The organism is Haloparvum alkalitolerans (assembly GCF_050122995.1).
Classification (GTDB): Archaea; Halobacteriota; Halobacteria; order Halobacteriales; family Haloferacaceae; genus Haloparvum; species Haloparvum alkalitolerans.
This window is the reverse complement of the sequence record NZ_JBNLIA010000001.1, coordinates 116,099-132,220: the sequence shown is the minus strand read 5'-3', so window position 1 is coordinate 132,220 and position 16,122 is coordinate 116,099. Positions and strand designations below refer to the sequence as shown.

Sequence of the window (16,122 nt, the reverse complement as noted above, 5' to 3'; positions counted from 1 at the left end):
TCCAACGGACTCCCATGAGCGACTGGACCGACGCCGTCGTCGGCGAGCGCATGGCCGTCGACCGCGAGTTCAACGACCGCGTGGCGAACTCCCGCTTCTCGAGCCAGGAGTGGGGCCTGATCATGACCGCCGCGGAGTTCGAGATCGAGGACGCCGACGACCCCGAGGCGGCGCGGGTCGTCGCCGACACCTCGAAGCTCCCCTCGATCATGCCGGAGCTGGGGAACATCCGCGAGGGGATGGCCGCCATGGGCGGCGCCCCGAGCGACGGCGGCGGGGGCGGGGACGGCGGCGTGCTCTCCTCGATCAAGGGCGCGCTCGGCCTCGGCGGCGGGGGCGACGACGGCCCGAGCGACGAGGAGCTGGCCGCCGCCGAGGCGCTCGTTCAGGAGTACGCCGACGAACTGCAGGCGCGGCTGGAGGAGACCGGCAAGTGGGAACAGGTGCGGGTCGCGTACCAGGAGTAGCCGACCGCGGGCTGTGGTGCGGGTTTTCTGTACAGCGGCGGTCCCGGCGGCCGCGGCGGGCTACTCCACGTCGCCCCCGTGATGGATCGTCATCTCGTTGGCCTCGTAGATGTCGATCAGCTCGTTGACGAGATCGTCGTACTCCTGTCCGTCGACACGCATCGCGTCGAGGCGCTCGACCGTCTCGTCGTCGAGGTGGACCTGCGGCATACCTCCGAGTTCGGCGTCCCGGCTCATAAGCGCGGGGGCCGAGCGCCCCGCCGGGGGCCGGGTCCGCGGTCGATCCGGAGAGCGGTCACCGCCCGAGCGCGTAGAACTCCTCGTTCGGCCGCCAGTCGGCGAACGTCGCCATGCGGTTCGAGAGGTTGAAGAACGCGGCCACGGACGCGACGTCCCACGCCTCCTCCTCGGAGTACCCGGCCTCCAGCAGCCGGTCCCGGTCCGCGGCCGTGACGGCCGAGGGCGACTCGGTTATCTTGGCGGCCACGTCGAGCATGACGCGGCGCTTCTCGCTCACGTCCGCGGTGCGGTAGTTGGAGACGAGCTGGTCGGCCAGCTCCGCGTCCTTCGCGTAGATCCGGCAGAGCGCGCCGTGGGCGACGTTGCAGTAGAGGCAGTGGTTGAGCCCGGAGACGGTCACGACGATCATCTCGACCTCCGCGCGGTCGAGGTCGGTGTCCTCCACCAGCGCGTCGTGGTAGGCGACGAACGCCCGGAAGTGCGAGGGCTTGTACGCCAGCGCCGCGAACACGTTGGGCGTGAAGCCCGCGCGCTCCGCCTCCTCGCAGATCCGGTCCCGCAGGTCTTCGGGCAGGTCCTCGAACGCCGGCACCGGGAAGTTCCGCTGGGCGTCGTCCGCGAGTGTGGGCGTCGGTCCGTCCGCGTCGGCCGAGCCGTCGGTGGTCTCGTCGTCGCTCATGGCTCTCTCCGCGCGCCCCACCGACAAAAGGGTTCACCGGCGCCGGATCGCGAACGCCTTAGGCCCGCCGACGCGACCATCGGAACATGGACGTGCAGGCGACGTACGACCGCATCGCGGCCCACTTCGCGAAGACGCGCGAGTACGCGTGGCCGGAGGTGGAGTCGTTCCTCGACGGGCGCCGCGCGGACCGCGCGCTCGACGTGGGGTGCGGGAACGGCCGGCACACGGAGCTGCTGGCGGCCCGGGCCGACGCCGCGGTCGGGGTCGACGTGAGCCGCGAGCTCCTCCGCGAGGCGGTCGCCCGCGCGACGGAGCGGGGGTTCGACGCCGCGTTCGTCCACGGCGACGCCGCGGCGCTCCCCTTCGCCGACCGGAGCTTCGGGCTGGCGACGTACGTGGCGACGCTTCACCACCTCCCCTCGCGCGAGGCGCGGGTCCGAAGCCTCGACGAACTCGCCCGCGTGCTCGAGCCCGAGGGCGCGGCGCTCGTCAGCGCGTGGTCGACCGCGCACGACCGGTTCGCGGAGGCGGCGCCCGCCGGTGCCGACGCGGAGACGGGGTTCGACACGACTGTCGACTGGACGCTCCCCGGCGGCGAGACGGTGCCCCGGTTCTACCACATCTACGCGCCCGCGGAGTTCGAGGCCGACGTGGCCGCGAGCGGCCTCGAGTTGGCGTCGCTGGAGCTCTCCAGCGGGAACTGCTACGCGGTCGTGACCCCGGCCGGGGACGGGGCCGACGCGGCCGGGAACGGCGAAGAGTAAAACCCTTATTCCGTGGGGGGTTTCTCCAAAACGCGCGCCGGTGGTCTAGTGGTAGGACCTGAGCCTTCCAAGCTCATGGCCCGGGTTCAAATCCCGGCCGGCGCATCTTTGTCAGACGCAGACCGGGGATCCAACGGGACCTCTTCGGTCGTCTCTTCAGTCGTCGTCTCCGCGATACGCGTCTCCACCGCGCTTTCTGATCGCGACGATGTAGAGAACTCGTTCCTCACGGTCGACGCGACAGCCGAGGCGGAACTGTCCGACCCTGAGCTTCTGGTGTGGCGTCCCCGCCAGCGGTTCGAGGTGATCCGTCGGGTCCCGCCACTGATCGGTGACGACCTCGTCGAGCTTCGAGAGGATACGGTCCCGTGCGTAATCATCGAGCTTGTCGAGTTGTCGCTTCGACCGGTCCGTAAACTTCCAGTCCCACCTCTCACTCATCGATCGCCATCGTCCGCCCCGTACTCGGCTCTGATCTCCTCGCTGGAGTGGGTCCGTCCCTCCTGAATGTCGACCTCGCTCGCGGCGATCGCCTTGAGGTCGGCGCGGTCGAACTCGGGGTGTTTCACCGCGTCACGGAGCACGTCGCGCACGAACTCGCTACGGCTGTTGTACCCGAGATCCTGCCACGTGGCGTCGACGTCCGCCAGAAACGTCTCCGTTATCCGGATGTTGACCGTCGTCTTCTCGGGCGGTGAACTGGCTTCGGACATGCGTCTGTGTTGAATTTGTGTATCAATAACGGTTACGACAGTCCGAATGCCTCCGCGAACCGATATTCCGGCGAGCCCGAGTTCCTTCTCTCGACACCATTCATCCGCGACCGGTCGGGCGCGGAAAACGCACGACCGCGGCGCTCAGAGACGGCCGGCTTCAAACGATATATACCCGCCCGCGGTGAACACCTCCCTGATGGACCTCGGCTCGCGGGACGCCTTCGACCGGATGGGGACGCTCGGCATCGAGGAGGAGTTCTTCATCGTCGACGCCGACGGCGAACCCACCTCGGGCACGGACGACCTCGTCTACGGTTCGGAGCCGCCCGCGGCGATCCCGGAGGGGCTCGACCACGAGCTGTTCAAGTGCACCGTCGAGGTGCAGACGCCCCTCCTCCAGGGGCCCGAGAACGCGGCCGCGGAGCTGGCGACCGTCCGCGAGGCGCTGGTCGAGCACGCCGCCGAGCAGGGCTACGGCATCGCGGCCGCGGGGCTCCACCCCGCCGCGAAGTGGCGCGAACTCGACCACGCGACGAAGCCGCGCTACAAGTCCCAGCTCGACCGGATCCAGTACCCGCAACACCGGAACACGACCGCGGGCCTGCACGTCCACGTCGGCGTGGACGACGCCGACAAGGCGGTGTGGGTCGCCAACGAACTCCGGTGGCACATGCCCGTCCTGCTGGCGCTGTCGGCGAACTCCCCGTTCTGGAACGGCTTCGACACGGGGCTCGCTTCGGCCCGCGCGAAGGTGTTCGAGAACCTCCCGAACACGGGGATGCCCTCGGCCTTTTCGGACTTCGAGGCGTTCCAGCGCTACGAGCGCCGGATGGTAGAGTACGGCTCCATCGAGGACCGCGGCGAGCTGTGGTTCGACGTGCGGCCCCACACCCAACACGGGAGCGTTGAGGTGCGCGCGCCCGACAGTCAGCGCGACCCGGCGGTCACCGTCGCGTTCGCGGAGTACGTCCACGCGCTCGTCGTCGACCTCGCCGAGCGCTACGCGGACGCGGCCGACCCCGACCGCGCCGGGGCCGGTCCCGCGACCGCCGGCACCGACCTCCGGCGCGAGCTCCTCGACGAGAACAAGTGGCGCGCCACCAGACACGGCCACGACGCCGCCTTCATCGCCCGCGACGGCGAGGGAACCGTCTCGCTCGGCGAGGCCGTCGACCGCGAGTGCGACCGGCTCGGCGTCGACGGCATCCGCGACGTGTACGACCGGGAGAGCGGCGCGGAGCGCCAGCGTCGCCTGCTCGAGGAACAGGGGCCCGAGGCGCTGTACGAGGACCTCCGTCTGGATCCCTGACTTTTCGTCGCCTCGCAGCCGACGAGAAACGCTTTTCCGCGCGGAGAGCCGAACGTGAGACATGGCCACAGACGACGACACACCGGAGGACGACGACTCCTCGCCGACGGACCGGACGCGCGAGGAGCTCCGGAAGACGCGGGAACGGCTCGGCGAGGGCGCGGACAAGGCGGTCCAGGAGTTCGACGACGGCGTCGTCGACCTGCTGTCGTGGCTGCTCGACACGGAGACCCGTGCGCGCATCTACGTCTACCTGCGCGAGAACCCGAACAGCACCAGCGAGGAGGTCGCCGACGGCACCGGCCTCTACCCGAGCACGGTCCGCGAGGCGCTCGCGGAGCTCCACGAGGAGGGCACCGTCGACCGCGGCAAACGCGAGTCGAGCGGCGCCGGCAACAACCCCTACGAGTACGTCGCCATTCCGCCGAGCGATCTCGTGCGCGGCGTCGTCGGGCAGGTGCAGTCGGAGCTGAACACCGTCTTCAACCTCGACCGCCGCCTCGGCGACCAGTCCGGGGAGGGCGACGAGGAGCCCGTCCAGATCTCCGTCAGCGGGGCGACGGGGGAAGACGACGACGCGACGGCCGACGACACGTCGACCGACGACGCTGCGAACGCCGGTCCCGACGCCGACGCGGGCGAGCCCGCGGTCGATGTATCGGACGACGACGAACCGACCGACTCCGACGACGCTTGACCGGCCGATCCGGCGACGCCGATCGGTCGCCCAGGTTCGCGACGTTTTAAGGGCCGCGGCCGTCACTGGCGGGTATGAACGTCGCGTTGGGTGGGACGTTCGACCCCATCCACGACGGCCACCGGAACCTGTTCGAGCGCGCCTTCGAACTCGGTGACGTCACCGTGGGGCTCACCTCCGACGAGCTGGCGCCGAAGACGCGCCACGTCGAACGGTACGTCCGTCCGTTCGCGGAGCGCAAACGCGACCTGGAGGCGGAACTCGCGCGGTTCGCCGAGGAGTACGGCCGCGACTTCGAGATCCGCGAGCTCACCGAGCCGACGGGGATCGCCACGGAGCCGGGCTTCGACGCCCTGATCGTCTCCCCGGAGACGGCGGAGGGCGGCGCGCGGATCAACGAGATCCGCCGCGAGGCCGGACGGGACCCTCTCGAACTGGTCGTGGTCGATCACGTCGTCGCGGAGGACGGCGACCGCATCTCGTCGACGCGGATCGTGAAAGGCGAGATCGACGAACACGGCGACGTGACTCCCGACCGCGAGGGGCGGGAGGCGACGCGCCCGGAATGACCGCGGCCGACTCCCGCTCGGACGCCGACGCCGCGGGCCTCCGCGGCACCCTCCTCGGCGCCGGCGTGGCCGAGCGCGCGGTCGCGTGGAGCGCGGTCGGGTTCCTGATCTCGCTGTACCTGACGCCGGTCGTCGCCGATACTCGTCCGGACCTCCTCGCGCCTCTCGGCCTCGTCACCGCCCTGCTGCCGACGCTCGGCGCGGTCGCGCTCGCCGCCCGCGGCCGAGGGCTCCTGCCCGCCGTCGTCCTCCCGTTCGGTCCCCTCGCGGGCTACTTCCTCCGTACGCTCGACCCCGCGCTCCTGTCGGTGCCGTACGTCGAGGCGCTCGGCGCCGCGCTCGCGGGGGCGGCCGCGCTCGGTCTCGCGGCGTACGTCGCCGGGCGCTCGGCGGCGATACTGGAGCAGGCCGGGTAGGCGTCGGCTCCGGACGCCGGCCGCCTCACCACGTCGGCGGCCGGAACCCGGCGCTCTCGAGGATCGGCTTCCAGCCCCCCTGGACCGAGAGCCGCGTCACGTCCATCGCCTCCGCAACCGCCGACTGCGACCGTTCCTCGCCGCCGATCAGCGCCGCGGCGTAGAGGCTCGCCGCCGCCGTCGCCGGCTTCGACCGCTCCGCCTCCGGCACGTGCGTCAGAAAGAGGTCAACCGCGGTCGAGCGCGTCTCCTCGTCGAGGTCGAGCTCGTCCGCGGCCGCTTCCAGCCGCTCGACCCACTCGTCGTTCTCCACCCGGTCGCTCGCTCGGTACACGCTCGTGGTGACGGGCCCGAGGTACAAAAGCGCCGCGCGGCCGGCGCTCCGTTCCGCGTCGACCCCCCGCCCCGCCGGCGGTTCGACAGGTTCTTTGGCGGCTTTCGTGTACCCCGGGACGCGCGCGGGTAGCCAAGCCAGGCCAACGGCGCAGCGCTTAGGACGCTGTCCTGTAGAGGTCCGCCGGTTCGAATCCGGTCCCGCGCATGCGACCCGGCCGACAGTATTTATCGCTAGCCGTACTCACTGATCAGCATGAATCGCCGTCGCTTCCTCGGCTGCTGTGGATCCTCCGTGCCCCTCCTCCTGGGCGGCTGTGTCCGGCCGCCCGGAGCCGGTAACGGGTCGTCCGACGTGACCGTGTCGGTCGCCGCGCGGGCGGAGCAGCCCGACGCGCCGGTCGAGTACGCCGTCGAGACGGTCGCCTCGCGACCAACCGAGGAACAGCCCGCTCGACTCCGCGTCACGGTCACCAACCGGTCGGACGAACCGGTCGTGATGGGCGAGGAGCGGGCGGTCCAGTTCCACCACGTCGCCAGCGCGGAGCGGACGCTCTACCTGCATCCCGCGGGCGACGAGGCGTGGACCGGCCCCGTCGAACCGGGCTGTTGGCGACTCACCGAGGCGGTCGCGGTCCCCGAGTACTACGGGACCGTGGCGCTCGACCCCGGCGAGACGGTCCGCGGCGAGTCGTACGTGTACGGCCATCCCGACCTCCCCGAGGACGCGTGTCTGCCGACGGGCGACCACGAGGTGCGGACGCAGGGGTCCGTCGGTGACGACGAGGAATCGGTCGCCGGCGGGGAGGGCGCGGCCGCGTTCGAGTGGGGGTTCACGCTTCGGATCGAGGCGTAGCCCGGCCGGGGGTCTCGCGGCCCCGCCTCGGCGGCGCTCGGACGGATCACTCCCGGTTCCACGGGGCGTCCGGAAAGTCGACGACGCGCTCGCGTCGGTCGACGTCGTCGATCCGCGCGATCGCGTCGGCGTCGAGCGACACCCCTCGGGTCGCGTAGTTCTCGCGCCGATGTGTCGGGGAAGTCGACCGAGGAATCGCGGCGGTCGACTCCTTCGAGAGCAGCCACGCGAGCGCCGCCTGCGCCGGCGTGACACCGTGTTCCGCCGCGGTGTCGGCGACCGCCGGAACCTCCGTCACTGCGCCCTTCGCGAGCGGCGAGTAGGCGACCAGCGTGTGCCCCTCCTCCCGCGCGAGCCGCCGGAGGTCGCGCTGTGGACGCAGCGGGTGGCACTCGACCTGATGGGCGAAAAGCGGGGTGTCCAGTACCTCGACCGCCTCCCGGAGGAGCGCCGGCGTGAAGTTCGAGAGGCCGACGCGGTCGATCAGTCCCCGGTCGACGAGGTCGTCGAAGGCGGGCAGCGTCTCCTCGGGGTCGTAGCTGTTGATCGGCCAGTGGACGTACAGCAGGTCGATCGTCTCGACGCCGAGCCGCTCCCGGCTCCGGCGGGCGGACTCGATCACGTCCCCGTACGAGAGGTTTCGCGAGTGGACCTTCGTCGCGACGAAGACGTCCTCGCGCGCCACGTCCGCGGCCGCGATGGCGTCGCCGACCGCGGCCTCGTTCCCGTACATCTCCGCGGTGTCGACGTGGCGGTAGCCGACCTCCAGGGCGTGTCGCACCGCGGCGCGACACTCCGCCGCCGAGAGGTCGTAGGTGCCGATGCCGAGCGCGGGAACCCCGTTACCGCCCTCGCTGGCCGTCATCGGGGTGACACCCCTTCTCGACCCGTCCCAACGCGGCTCATGGGTCACGATCTCCCGGTCGTGATAAATGCCTTTCCTGAAGATCGGTCGTGTGCGTGGGGCGCCACCCGCGAACGGTGCGCTTCTCGGGGATCCACCCGTCCCGGACCGACGCGCCTTTCCTCAGCGCCGCCCGCGGTCCGACATGGACGCAAACGGGCACCACGTCGGCGTCACCGTCTCGGACCTCGACCGCGCGGTCGCGTTCTACCGCGACGAACTCGGCCTCGACGTCGCCGCGGAGTTTTCGGTCGGCGGCGAGGCGTTCGCGGACGCCGTCGACGTCCCGGGCGCGAGCGCGGCGTTCGCGCACCTCGACGCCGGGGGCGTCCGACTCGAGTTGGTCGCCTACGACCCCGCCGGCCACGCGGTCGAAACCCCGGCGCTGAACCGACCGGGCGCGACGCACCTCGGGCTCTCCGTTCCTGACGTGGACGCGGTGTACGAGGGGCTGAGCGACGACGTGGAGACGCTGAGCGAGCCGCGGACGACGGAGTCGGGGACCAGGATCTGCTTCCTCCGCGACCCGGAGGGGAACCTCGTGGAGTTGTTGGACGCCTGATCGGGAGCCGCCACCGAACGAGCGGCCGGCGGACTCAGAGAAGGTCCTCGAGCGCCGCGATCATCACGACCTCGTGGCCGTCGCGGTCGTCGCTGGTCTCGCGGTGGGAGAACCCCTTCGCGGCGAAGAACTCGCGGGCGCTGGCCGCGTCCGCCGCCGCGGTCGTGCGGAGCCGCTCGATGCCCTGCTCGCGGAGCGATCGAGCGACGCGTTCGAGGAGGCGCGCCGCGATGCCCTCGCCCAGGAACTCCGGATGGACCCACAGCGAGAGGAGTTCGGCCTCCGCGCCCTCGTGGTCGGGATGGGCCAGCGCCAGCCCCACGGGCCGGCCCCCCTCCTCGACCAGAAAGCAGCAGTCGGCCGCGGCCGCGGCCTCGCGCACGCCGGCCGCGGAGACGTCGAGGATCGGTGCGCCGGTGTCGTCGAACACGGTAGTCTCGCCGCCGCGGGAAACCGCCGTCCGTAGCGTCTCGGCGTCGCCGGGACGCGCCGGTCGGACTCGCATTGTGTGCGTGTGGAGGCGAGACAGCGACGAATACCTTTCGCCCGGTGCAACGGGCGCACACGAGCGAGTGGTGCGGAGCGGCACGCCGCGGGGGACGAGCGCGGAACGCGGCCGGAGGGCATTTATCGCCCGCGGGGCGTACGCGCTGGCGTGGACCCAAACGACGTGCGCCGCGACTGGGCCGAGCGCACGGGCGACTACTCGCCCGCCTACTACGCCGACGAGGGCGCGACCGAGACCAGCGAGTGGCTCCGCTCGATCCTCGACTTCTACGCCGACGAGGACGCCGCGATCCTCGAGGTGGGCTGTAGCTCCGGCCGTCACCTCGAACACCTCCGACGGGCGGGCTTCGAGAACCTGACCGGGATCGACATCAACCCCGACGCGTTCGACGTGATGGCCGAGCACTACCCGGACCTCCGCGAGACCGGGACCTTCCACGCGGGCGCCATCGAGGACCTCCTGCCGGAGTTCGCGGACGGGCGCTTCGACGCGGTCTACTCCGTGGAGACGCTCCAGCACGTCCACCCCGAGGACACGTGGGTGTTCGAGGAGGTCGTCCGCGTCGCCGACGACCTGCTCTGTACCGTCGAGAACGAGGGGAACGGCGCGACGCGCGGCCGCGGCGAGGAGGACGTGAGCTACGTCGAGGGCGAGTTCCCGCTGTACCACCGCGACTGGAAGGCGGTCTTCTCGGAACTCGGCGCGGTCCAACTCGTCGCGGAGCCGAGCGAGCGCGACACGCACCGGGCGTTCCGCGTGCCGTAGCACGCGCAGGCAGTTCGTATCCCGCCGTCAGCGGATCCTCACTCCTCGTCCAGCAGGTCGCGCGAGGAGTTCGTGACGACGAGCAGGCTGCTCGCGCCCATCGCGGCCGCCGCGAACAGGGGGTTCAGCGCGCCCGACAGCGCCAGCGGGATGGCGACCGCGTTGTAACAGAAGGCCCAGCCGACGTTCTGCTTGACGCGCGCGCCGGCGGCCGCGGCCAGGTCGAAGACGGTCTCCACGGAGCCGAGGTCGTCGTCGACGATGGCCACGTCCGCGGCGTCGGCGGCCATCGCCGTGCCCGATCCGAGCGCGACCCCCAGGTCCGCGCGCGCCAGCGCCGGTGCGTCGTTCGTCCCGTCACCGACCATCACCGTGGTGCCGGTCGCGGCGAGCCGACCGACCGTCTCGGCTTTCCCCTCCGGCGGGACGCCCGCGAACACCTGCGAGATGGCGGGGTGGTCGGAGAAGGCGGCCGCCGCGCGCTCGTCGTCGCCCGTCAGGACCACGACCTCGACGCCGCGCTCAGCGAGCCCCGAGAGCACGTCCTCCCAGCCCTCCCGGAGTTCGTCGCCGACCACGACCACGCCCTCCGCGGTTCCGTCGCGCCCCACGGCGACCGGGACGCGGCCCGTCTCGCGCGCCTCCGCGACCGCCCGCGCGACCGCGTCCGGGACTGTCCAGCCACGGGCCGCGAACAGGTCCGGATGCCCGACGACGACCTCGCGGCCGTCGACGACGCCGGAGACGCCCTTCGCGTGGGTTCGGAACTCCTCGACCGACGGACCGTCCCTTTCGGCGCCCGAGGCGTCCGCCGCTCCGGCCTCGGAGGGCTTCGATCCGGACGCGACCGCGCCGCCGTCCGCGGCGACCGCCGCCTCCGACTCAGCAGCGGCCGGGTCGGCGTCGGCGATGGCGGCCGCGACCGGGTGCGAGGACCGCCGCTCCAGCGCCGCGGCCGCCGCGAGCAGGTCGTCGCCGCAGTCGGTCTCGACGACCCGGAAGTCCCCGGTCGTGAGCGTCCCGGTCTTGTCGAACACGACGGTGTCGGCGTCCCGGAGCCGCTCGAACACCGTCTCGTCGAAGACGACGATGCTCCGCCGGAGCGCGTCGCGTAACCCGGACGCGACCGCCAGCGGGGTCGCGAGCCCGAGCGCGCACGGACAGGAGACGATGAGGACGGTGAGCCCGACGAGCATCGCGTCGGGGACCGCGGCGCCGAGCGCGAGGTAGCCCGCCGCCGCCAACACCGCCAGCGCGAGCACCAGCGGGACGAAGACGGTCGCGAGCCGGTCGGCGAGCCCCTGCACGCCGTGGTTTGAGCTCTGGAGGTCCCACACCAACTCGGCGATGCGGTCGAGACTGCTCGTGGCCTCGGCGCCCACTTCGACGGTGATGGCACCGTCGGCGACGACCGAACCGCCGACGACGCGGTCGCCCGGCGCCTTCGCGACCGGGACCGACTCGCCGGTGACGACCGCCTCGTCGACCGGCGCCTCGCCCTCGAGGACCGCGCCGTCGACCGGGATCCGTTCCCCCTCGCGGACGAGCACGCGGTCGCCCGCGGCGAGGTCGTCGACCGCCACTTCCTCGAACGCCGCCGTTCCCGTTCCGTCCCCGTTCACCTCGCTCGTCACCCGGCGCGCCTCGTCGACCTGTACCGCGGTCAGGTCCGAGAGGAGTTCGGTCGCGCGGCGCTTGACCGACGCCTCGTAGTTGTTCCCGACGGTGACGATGACGATGATCGCGACGGTCACGTCGAAGTAGACGTGCGGGTTGTCGGCGACGATGAGCGCCAGCACGCTGTAGACGTACGCGCTGGAGGCTGCGAGCGCCACCAGGAGGTCCATGTTCGGCGACCGCGTCCTGAGGCTGACGTACGCCCCTCTGAGGATCGGCTTCCCGGTGAACAGCAGGACGATGGTCGTCAGCACCCCGACGACGATGAAGAAGTAGTTGCCGCCGGAGGCGCCCATCGCGGACTCCAGGTAGTCGAGCGTCCGCTGGTCGTAGAAGGGGAACGCGAAGTAGGTCGGGTAGATGATGACGATGTACTGGAGCATGACCGCCATCCCGACCATGACGCCCGCGGCGAGGCGGGCGGTCGCCATGTTGTCCGCCTGCCGGCGCGCGAACGCGTCGTCGCGGGGATACGCGGAGTAGCCCAGTCCCGAGACGGCGTCCTGCAGGTCGTCTCCCGAGACCGCGTCCGGGTCGTGATCGATCCGCACCGTCTCGGTGACGTAGCTCGCGCTCGCGGCGGAGACGCCCTCAGTCGAGGTGGCGACCGACTCGATGAACGCCTCGCAGGTCGCACAGTGCATCCCGTCCACCTCGAGGAAGGTCGCCTCGTGGTCGGCGGGGGCGTCCGTGTCGGCCGTCTCTGGGTCGTTCGCGCCGGACTCTCCGGCGCCGCGATCCGCCGCGCGCTCGCGGACATCGGCCGCGTCGACCGCGTCGGTCTCGCCGAGCGCGTCGTGGACCTGGAGACAGCCCTCACAGCAGAAGGGATTGCCGGCGTCGTCGCGGAACGTCTCCTCGTCCGCGGGGAGGTCACACAGCGTGCAGGTGGTGTCGTTCATGGTGTCTCTCTCGATGCGGGCTCTCGGTCGGGTCTCAGTGCGCCATCCCCGTCTCGAACGGGCTGTAGAACGGCACCGGGAAGTGCGGCAGGTGGATCCCGAACTCCATCAGGCCGTGTGAAAGCGGGATGTAGCCGAGCAGCAGGAACGCGACGCCGAGGACGCGGTGGACCCGCCGTCGCCGCGCCGCCGAGACGGAGTCGATCAGCGTGCCGTACGCGAAGACGGTGGGGATCGTTCCGAGCCCGAGCGCCCCCAGCAGGACGAACCCCGTCGTCGCCGACCCGGCCGCGAACGCGTAGAGGTACGCGGGGTAGAGGATCGGGCACGGCAACAGGCCGTGGAGGCCGCCGAGCGCGACGATCCCCGGGCCGCCGGCCAGCCGGTCGATCCGGGTCGTCAGCACCCCGAACAGGCGGTCGAGCGAGAGCCCCGGAACGTGGAGTCCCGCGGCGCTCCGGCCGAGCGCGTAGTTGACCCCGACGAGGATCACGGCGGCGCCGACGAGGACGCCGACCGTCCCCCGAATCGGCGCCGCGGCCGCGGTCAGCTCGTCCGCGCTCAGGAACACCGCGCCGCCGAGCGCGCCCATCAGGCCGCCGATCAGCGCGTAGCTGGTCGCCCGCCCGACGTTGAACAGCGCGTGCTGTCGCACCTCGTAGAGCGTGAGGTGTCCTCCGCGGGCGTCGGTCGCGGTCGTCCCCGAACCGGGGGCGCCCGTCGCCGCGCTCCCGCCGTCGGTCGCCGTCCCGTCCATCCGCTCGGCGTACATCGTCACGAGCGGGCCGCACATCCCCAGACAGTGTGCCCCGGCGAGCAGCCCCACGGCTACGAACAGCAGCACGTCGGAGCCGAGGAGCGCGGATCGTTCGATCATCGCACGGGTGGGTGTCGTCGTTCGTGGTTGTGGTCCATCGCGGTTATGGGTTCCGTCGCCTCACTCCTCGACGACGACGGTGCCGAGCATCCCGCCCTGCTCGTGGGGGATACAGACGTAGTCGTAGGTGCCCGCCACCTCGAAGGTGTGGCTGAACTCGTCGCCGTTCTCCAGCGCGCCGCCGCGGTCGCTCCACCACGCCTCGCGGGCAGTCTCCTCGTCCTCGAAGCCGCCGGTGGCGAAGAACGCGGCGCCCTCCGGGAGCGCGCCCTCGTAGGCGGTCACGGTGTGGGTCCGGGAGCTGTTGTTGTGCCAGACGACCGTCTCTCCGACCGCGACGGTCACCTCCTCGGGCGCGAACGCCGTGGCGGTCATCCCCACGTCGTAGTCGGCCGCGGAGCCGCCCCGCGCCCCGAGACACCCCGACAGCGCACCGGTCGCGGCGGCGCCGACCGCGCCGGCGGCCGCGAGGAAGCGTCTGCGGTCCATACCCCCACGTGAGGCCCGGCGGCGCTTATGTAACCCGGATCGGTCCCACGCGGCGAGAACGCGGTCGCGAGCGTCGGGCGAGGGTCCGCTCCCGAGGGACACCTATGCGTACGCCTCGAACTCCTCGCCGTAGACGAGGAAGTAGCCCGTTCCGACGACGCCGACGACCGCCGCGAGGGTGAACGCGGCCTCGGGGGTGACGAACTCCCAGAGGGCGCCGCCGATCGCCGCGCTCGGGATCACGACGAGGTTCCGGAGCAGGTAGTAGGTCCCGGTGACGCGGCCGCCGGCGCCCCGCTCGGCGGGGCCGACGATGAGCGCCTTATGTGACGGCAGCCCGGCGAACCGGAGCCCAGAGAAGGCGAAGACGAGGACCAGCGCCCACTGGACCGACAGCGCCGGCGAGAGGAGTTCGGGGCCGTAGATCAGCACCACGGGGAACGCGCCGTACACGAGGAACCCGAGCGCGACGACCGGCTTGAGCCCGACGCGCTCGGCCAGTTTCGCCGCGGGCGCCATCGTCAGCAGCGCGACCAGCATCTCGACGCCCAGCAGGTAGCCGAAGAACGCCTGCGGCGAGAGGTCGACGGCGTACGAGAGGCCGCCGACGGCGACGGTCGTCTCCACCCCGACCGCGAACACCTGCGTCACGACGAGCACGAAGAAGACGTACACCATCCCGTTCGCGAAGCGGACGAGCGTGTCGCCGATCAGCAGCGGCCGGAGCGGGGCCGGCATGTCGCGGAGGTCCGCGCGGATCCGCGCGACGCCCTCGAACGACCCGCCGCCGAGCGAGTCCTCACTCGCGTCGTACAGGAGGTGTTGGGCCAGCGTCCCCGCGGCCCCGAAGAGGACGCCCACGGCGAGCACGTACCGGAAGCTCACGGTGAACGCCGGGTGGAGACCGATAAGGACCGCCGCGAGCACGGGTCCGATCAGGAACGCCGTCCGGCGGAACGTCTCGGTGCTGGCGAAGCCGGCCGCCAGCCGGGAGGGGGCCGTCGCCTGCTTGACGACCGCGAACGTCGCGCCGAGGCCGAACGACTTCCACGCCTGCGCGAGGAGCAGCCCCACGAAGACCCAGACCCACGGCTCGACGGTCACGCCAGCGACCGTGACCGCCCCGACGCTCGGGGCGACCAGCCAGACGGCGAAGCCGAGCGTCGAGACCAGCCCGAACGCCGTCAGCGCGTACCGCGATCCGATGCGGTCCGAGATCGCCCCGCCCGGGTACGGGTAGACGGCGGAGATGACGTTACCGACCGTCCCGAACAGCCCGACGACGAACCCGGATGCGCCGAGCGCGACCAGGTACTCCGGGAGGAACCGGCTGGTCATCTGGAAGCCGAGGCTGAAGGCGAACATCGCCAGCGACAGCACCAGCACGTCGCGCTCCAGGGCGAAGAACCGGCGAAAGGCGTCCATCGCCCCCGCCTCGGCGGCGTCGTCCGGCGCGTTGTCCTGATCCATCGTGGCGTCTCGCGGCTCACTCCCTCCGTCGCATGCGGCCGATAAAAACCCCCCGAGGCGACGCCCGCGTCCTCCTCGGTCCGTGCGGCCGGCGGCCGTTCATCCCCGGCGCCGCGTCGGCGGGGCGGGAGTATAAAGACGTAAACCCGCGCTCGGTCACCCAGGGGATATGCAACCGCGGTTCGTTGGGCGACTCGGGCTGGCGGACGCGGTCACGGTGACGAACGCCGCGGTCGGGTTCGTCGCCGTCGTCGCCGCCAGCGTCGACCTCGGCCTCGCCGCCAGACTGGTGCTGTTCGGCGCCATCGCGGACGGGCTGGACGGCGTCGTCGCCCGCCGCCGCGGGTCGACGCCCGCGGGCCCGTACCTCGACTCGCTGGCGGACGTCGCCTCCTTCGGCGTCGCGCCGGCGATGCTCGTCGCGGTCGCCGCGACCGAGGCGTGGACGCTCGCGGACGAGCCGGTCCGGCTGGCGCTCGGCGTCGCCGTCCCGGCGCTGTACGTGGCGATGGCGGTGACGCGGCTGGGGCTTTACACCGCCTACGACGCCGAGGAGGACGAGACGGAGGGCGTGCCGACGACACTCGCGGCCAGCATCCTCGCGGCCGCGGTGCTCGCTGGCTACACGGCGCCGGTCGTCCTGGTGCCCGCCGCCGGGCTCTTCGCCGCGCTGATGGTCTCGACGATCACCTACCCCGACCTCCACGCGCAGGACGCGCTCGTGATGGGCGTCGTCCAGGCGCTCGCGGTGGTGCTGACGGGGCACCTGGGACGGATATTCGCGTTCGCGCTGTTGTTCCTGGCGTCGGCGTACCTCGTTCTCGGCCCGCGGTTCTACTGGCAGGACGCGCTCGGCTACGCGTCCATCGGCGAAAGCCCGCAGCGGAAGTGAGCCGCCGCGGATCCGGGCGCGGGCCGA

The 16,122-nt window shown here is 71.6% G+C and carries 21 protein-coding genes and 2 tRNA genes; 12 read left to right on the top strand and 11 right to left on the bottom strand.

Features of this window, described 5'->3' with window-relative positions; all coding sequences use genetic code 11:
• Positions 1-14: 14 nt before the first annotated feature.
• Positions 15-467, top strand: coding sequence for a DUF5799 family protein (locus ACQE3L_RS00635; protein ID WP_426961875.1), 453 nt, complete (start codon positions 15-17; stop codon positions 465-467).
• A gap of 60 nt (positions 468-527) precedes the next feature.
• Here ACQE3L_RS00635 and ACQE3L_RS00630 read toward each other — a convergent pair whose 3' ends face one another.
• A complete protein-coding gene (locus tag ACQE3L_RS00630) occupies positions 528-677 on the bottom strand; it encodes a DUF7557 family protein (RefSeq protein WP_426961874.1) in 150 nt (49 codons plus the stop codon).
• Positions 678-762: 85 nt separating this feature from the next.
• Entirely contained in the window at positions 763-1,386 is a 624-nt protein-coding gene (locus tag ACQE3L_RS00625) for a peroxidase-related enzyme (protein WP_426961873.1), read from the bottom strand.
• An 86-nt stretch (positions 1,387-1,472) separates the two neighbouring features.
• Between ACQE3L_RS00625 and ACQE3L_RS00620 the strand changes: the two genes are divergently transcribed.
• Together ACQE3L_RS00620 and ACQE3L_RS00615 are read left to right on the top strand one after the other, a co-directional pair.
• Complete coding sequence (locus ACQE3L_RS00620) at positions 1,473-2,153, top strand: class I SAM-dependent methyltransferase (protein WP_426961872.1); 681 nt, start codon at positions 1,473-1,475, stop codon at positions 2,151-2,153.
• 34 nt (positions 2,154-2,187) lie between these two features.
• Positions 2,188-2,258 (top strand) — tRNA-Gly (locus ACQE3L_RS00615).
• Positions 2,259-2,309: 51 nt separating this feature from the next.
• On the opposite strand, the gene ACQE3L_RS00610 is transcribed toward ACQE3L_RS00615, so the two are convergent.
• Positions 2,310-2,594 (bottom strand): type II toxin-antitoxin system RelE family toxin, encoded by a 285-nt coding sequence (locus ACQE3L_RS00610; protein ID WP_426961871.1) that lies wholly within the window; start codon positions 2,592-2,594, stop codon positions 2,310-2,312.
• Complete coding sequence (locus ACQE3L_RS00605) at positions 2,591-2,866, bottom strand: ribbon-helix-helix domain-containing protein (protein ID WP_426961870.1); 276 nt, start codon at positions 2,864-2,866, stop codon at positions 2,591-2,593. Before ACQE3L_RS00605 ends, ACQE3L_RS00610 begins: the two co-directional genes overlap by 4 nt.
• 199 nt (positions 2,867-3,065) lie before the next feature.
• Here ACQE3L_RS00605 and ACQE3L_RS00600 point away from each other — a divergent pair, with 199 nt between their 5' ends.
• The 4 genes from ACQE3L_RS00600 to ACQE3L_RS00585 all read left to right on the top strand — a co-directional run bounded on the left by ACQE3L_RS00600 (position 3,066) and on the right by ACQE3L_RS00585 (position 5,860).
• Complete coding sequence (locus tag ACQE3L_RS00600) at positions 3,066-4,178, top strand: glutamate--cysteine ligase (protein WP_426961869.1); 1,113 nt, start codon at positions 3,066-3,068, stop codon at positions 4,176-4,178.
• Between the two features lie 61 nt (positions 4,179-4,239).
• On the top strand, positions 4,240-4,875 hold the full coding sequence (locus tag ACQE3L_RS00595) for a helix-turn-helix domain-containing protein (protein ID WP_426961868.1): 636 nt from the start codon (positions 4,240-4,242) through the stop codon (positions 4,873-4,875).
• A gap of 74 nt (positions 4,876-4,949) precedes the next feature.
• A complete protein-coding gene (locus tag ACQE3L_RS00590; protein WP_426961867.1) occupies positions 4,950-5,444 on the top strand; it encodes a phosphopantetheine adenylyltransferase in 495 nt (164 codons plus the stop codon).
• Positions 5,441-5,860 carry a hypothetical protein gene (locus ACQE3L_RS00585; RefSeq protein ID WP_426961866.1) on the top strand — a complete coding sequence of 140 codons (420 nt, stop codon included), beginning with the start codon at positions 5,441-5,443 and terminating at the stop codon, positions 5,858-5,860. The genes ACQE3L_RS00590 and ACQE3L_RS00585 overlap by 4 nt, the downstream gene beginning before the upstream one ends.
• Before the next feature lie 25 nt (positions 5,861-5,885).
• Here the strand turns inward: ACQE3L_RS00585 and ACQE3L_RS00580 are convergent, their stop codons facing one another.
• Complete coding sequence (locus tag ACQE3L_RS00580) at positions 5,886-6,194, bottom strand: transcription initiation factor IIB family protein (RefSeq protein ID WP_426961865.1); 309 nt, start codon at positions 6,192-6,194, stop codon at positions 5,886-5,888.
• 122 nt (positions 6,195-6,316) lie between these two features.
• On the opposite strand from ACQE3L_RS00580, the gene ACQE3L_RS00575 reads away from it, so the two are divergent.
• Together ACQE3L_RS00575 and ACQE3L_RS00570 are read left to right on the top strand one after the other, a co-directional pair.
• Positions 6,317-6,401 (top strand) — tRNA-Leu (locus ACQE3L_RS00575).
• Between the two features lie 48 nt (positions 6,402-6,449).
• Entirely contained in the window at positions 6,450-7,049 is a 600-nt protein-coding gene (locus ACQE3L_RS00570; RefSeq protein WP_426961864.1) for a hypothetical protein, read from the top strand.
• A gap of 46 nt (positions 7,050-7,095) precedes the next feature.
• Here ACQE3L_RS00570 and ACQE3L_RS00565 read toward each other — a convergent pair whose 3' ends face one another.
• A complete protein-coding gene (locus tag ACQE3L_RS00565) occupies positions 7,096-7,914 on the bottom strand; it encodes an aldo/keto reductase (RefSeq protein ID WP_426961863.1) in 819 nt (272 codons plus the stop codon).
• Positions 7,915-8,098: 184 nt separating this feature from the next.
• Here ACQE3L_RS00565 and ACQE3L_RS00560 point away from each other — a divergent pair, with 184 nt between their 5' ends.
• On the top strand, positions 8,099-8,515 hold the full coding sequence (locus ACQE3L_RS00560; protein ID WP_426961862.1) for a VOC family protein: 417 nt from the start codon (positions 8,099-8,101) through the stop codon (positions 8,513-8,515).
• Positions 8,516-8,549: 34 nt separating this feature from the next.
• Here the strand turns inward: ACQE3L_RS00560 and ACQE3L_RS00555 are convergent, their stop codons facing one another.
• Positions 8,550-9,020, bottom strand: coding sequence for a GNAT family N-acetyltransferase (locus tag ACQE3L_RS00555; protein WP_426961861.1), 471 nt, complete (start codon positions 9,018-9,020; stop codon positions 8,550-8,552).
• 150 nt (positions 9,021-9,170) lie between these two features.
• On the opposite strand from ACQE3L_RS00555, the gene ACQE3L_RS00550 reads away from it, so the two are divergent.
• A complete protein-coding gene (locus ACQE3L_RS00550; RefSeq protein ID WP_426961860.1) occupies positions 9,171-9,788 on the top strand; it encodes a class I SAM-dependent methyltransferase in 618 nt (205 codons plus the stop codon).
• A 38-nt stretch (positions 9,789-9,826) separates the two neighbouring features.
• Here the strand turns inward: ACQE3L_RS00550 and ACQE3L_RS00545 are convergent, their stop codons facing one another.
• The 4 genes from ACQE3L_RS00545 to ACQE3L_RS00530 form a co-directional block, all read right to left on the bottom strand.
• Positions 9,827-12,367 (bottom strand): heavy metal translocating P-type ATPase, encoded by a 2,541-nt coding sequence (locus ACQE3L_RS00545; protein ID WP_426961859.1) that lies wholly within the window; start codon positions 12,365-12,367, stop codon positions 9,827-9,829.
• Positions 12,368-12,401: 34 nt separating this feature from the next.
• Positions 12,402-13,241: a sulfite exporter TauE/SafE family protein gene (locus ACQE3L_RS00540; protein WP_426962103.1), complete on the bottom strand. Its 840-nt coding sequence runs from the start codon at positions 13,239-13,241 to the stop codon at positions 12,402-12,404.
• Between the two features lie 63 nt (positions 13,242-13,304).
• Complete coding sequence (locus tag ACQE3L_RS00535; protein ID WP_426961858.1) at positions 13,305-13,733, bottom strand: cupredoxin domain-containing protein; 429 nt, start codon at positions 13,731-13,733, stop codon at positions 13,305-13,307.
• A 102-nt stretch (positions 13,734-13,835) separates the two neighbouring features.
• Positions 13,836-15,203 carry an MFS transporter gene (locus ACQE3L_RS00530; RefSeq protein WP_426961857.1) on the bottom strand — a complete coding sequence of 456 codons (1,368 nt, stop codon included), beginning with the start codon at positions 15,201-15,203 and terminating at the stop codon, positions 13,836-13,838.
• A gap of 169 nt (positions 15,204-15,372) precedes the next feature.
• Here ACQE3L_RS00530 and ACQE3L_RS00525 point away from each other — a divergent pair, with 169 nt between their 5' ends.
• On the top strand, positions 15,373-16,095 hold the full coding sequence (locus ACQE3L_RS00525) for a protein sorting system archaetidylserine synthase (protein ID WP_426961856.1): 723 nt from the start codon (positions 15,373-15,375) through the stop codon (positions 16,093-16,095).
• Positions 16,096-16,122: the final 27 nt, after the last annotated feature.

Coding starts and splice junctions, on each gene's coding strand:
- ACQE3L_RS00595 (WP_426961868.1), top strand. CDS start 4,240: ATGGCCACAGACGACGACACACCGGAGGACGACGACTCCTCGCCGACG.
- ACQE3L_RS00605 (WP_426961870.1), bottom strand. CDS start 2,866: ATGTCCGAAGCCAGTTCACCGCCCGAGAAGACGACGGTCAACATCCGG.
- ACQE3L_RS00570 (WP_426961864.1), top strand. CDS start 6,450: ATGAATCGCCGTCGCTTCCTCGGCTGCTGTGGATCCTCCGTGCCCCTC.
- ACQE3L_RS00620 (WP_426961872.1), top strand. CDS start 1,473: ATGGACGTGCAGGCGACGTACGACCGCATCGCGGCCCACTTCGCGAAG.
- ACQE3L_RS00585 (WP_426961866.1), top strand. CDS start 5,441: ATGACCGCGGCCGACTCCCGCTCGGACGCCGACGCCGCGGGCCTCCGC.
- ACQE3L_RS00600 (WP_426961869.1), top strand. CDS start 3,066: ATGGACCTCGGCTCGCGGGACGCCTTCGACCGGATGGGGACGCTCGGC.
- ACQE3L_RS00635 (WP_426961875.1), top strand. CDS start 15: ATGAGCGACTGGACCGACGCCGTCGTCGGCGAGCGCATGGCCGTCGAC.
- ACQE3L_RS00545 (WP_426961859.1), bottom strand. CDS start 12,367: ATGAACGACACCACCTGCACGCTGTGTGACCTCCCCGCGGACGAGGAG.
- ACQE3L_RS00555 (WP_426961861.1), bottom strand. CDS start 9,020: ATGCGAGTCCGACCGGCGCGTCCCGGCGACGCCGAGACGCTACGGACG.
- ACQE3L_RS00625 (WP_426961873.1), bottom strand. CDS start 1,386: ATGAGCGACGACGAGACCACCGACGGCTCGGCCGACGCGGACGGACCG.
- ACQE3L_RS00525 (WP_426961856.1), top strand. CDS start 15,373: ATGCAACCGCGGTTCGTTGGGCGACTCGGGCTGGCGGACGCGGTCACG.
- ACQE3L_RS00535 (WP_426961858.1), bottom strand. CDS start 13,733: ATGGACCGCAGACGCTTCCTCGCGGCCGCCGGCGCGGTCGGCGCCGCC.
- ACQE3L_RS00530 (WP_426961857.1), bottom strand. CDS start 15,203: ATGGATCAGGACAACGCGCCGGACGACGCCGCCGAGGCGGGGGCGATG.
- ACQE3L_RS00560 (WP_426961862.1), top strand. CDS start 8,099: ATGGACGCAAACGGGCACCACGTCGGCGTCACCGTCTCGGACCTCGAC.
- ACQE3L_RS00590 (WP_426961867.1), top strand. CDS start 4,950: ATGAACGTCGCGTTGGGTGGGACGTTCGACCCCATCCACGACGGCCAC.
- ACQE3L_RS00565 (WP_426961863.1), bottom strand. CDS start 7,914: ATGACGGCCAGCGAGGGCGGTAACGGGGTTCCCGCGCTCGGCATCGGC.
- ACQE3L_RS00610 (WP_426961871.1), bottom strand. CDS start 2,594: ATGAGTGAGAGGTGGGACTGGAAGTTTACGGACCGGTCGAAGCGACAA.
- ACQE3L_RS00630 (WP_426961874.1), bottom strand. CDS start 677: ATGCCGCAGGTCCACCTCGACGACGAGACGGTCGAGCGCCTCGACGCG.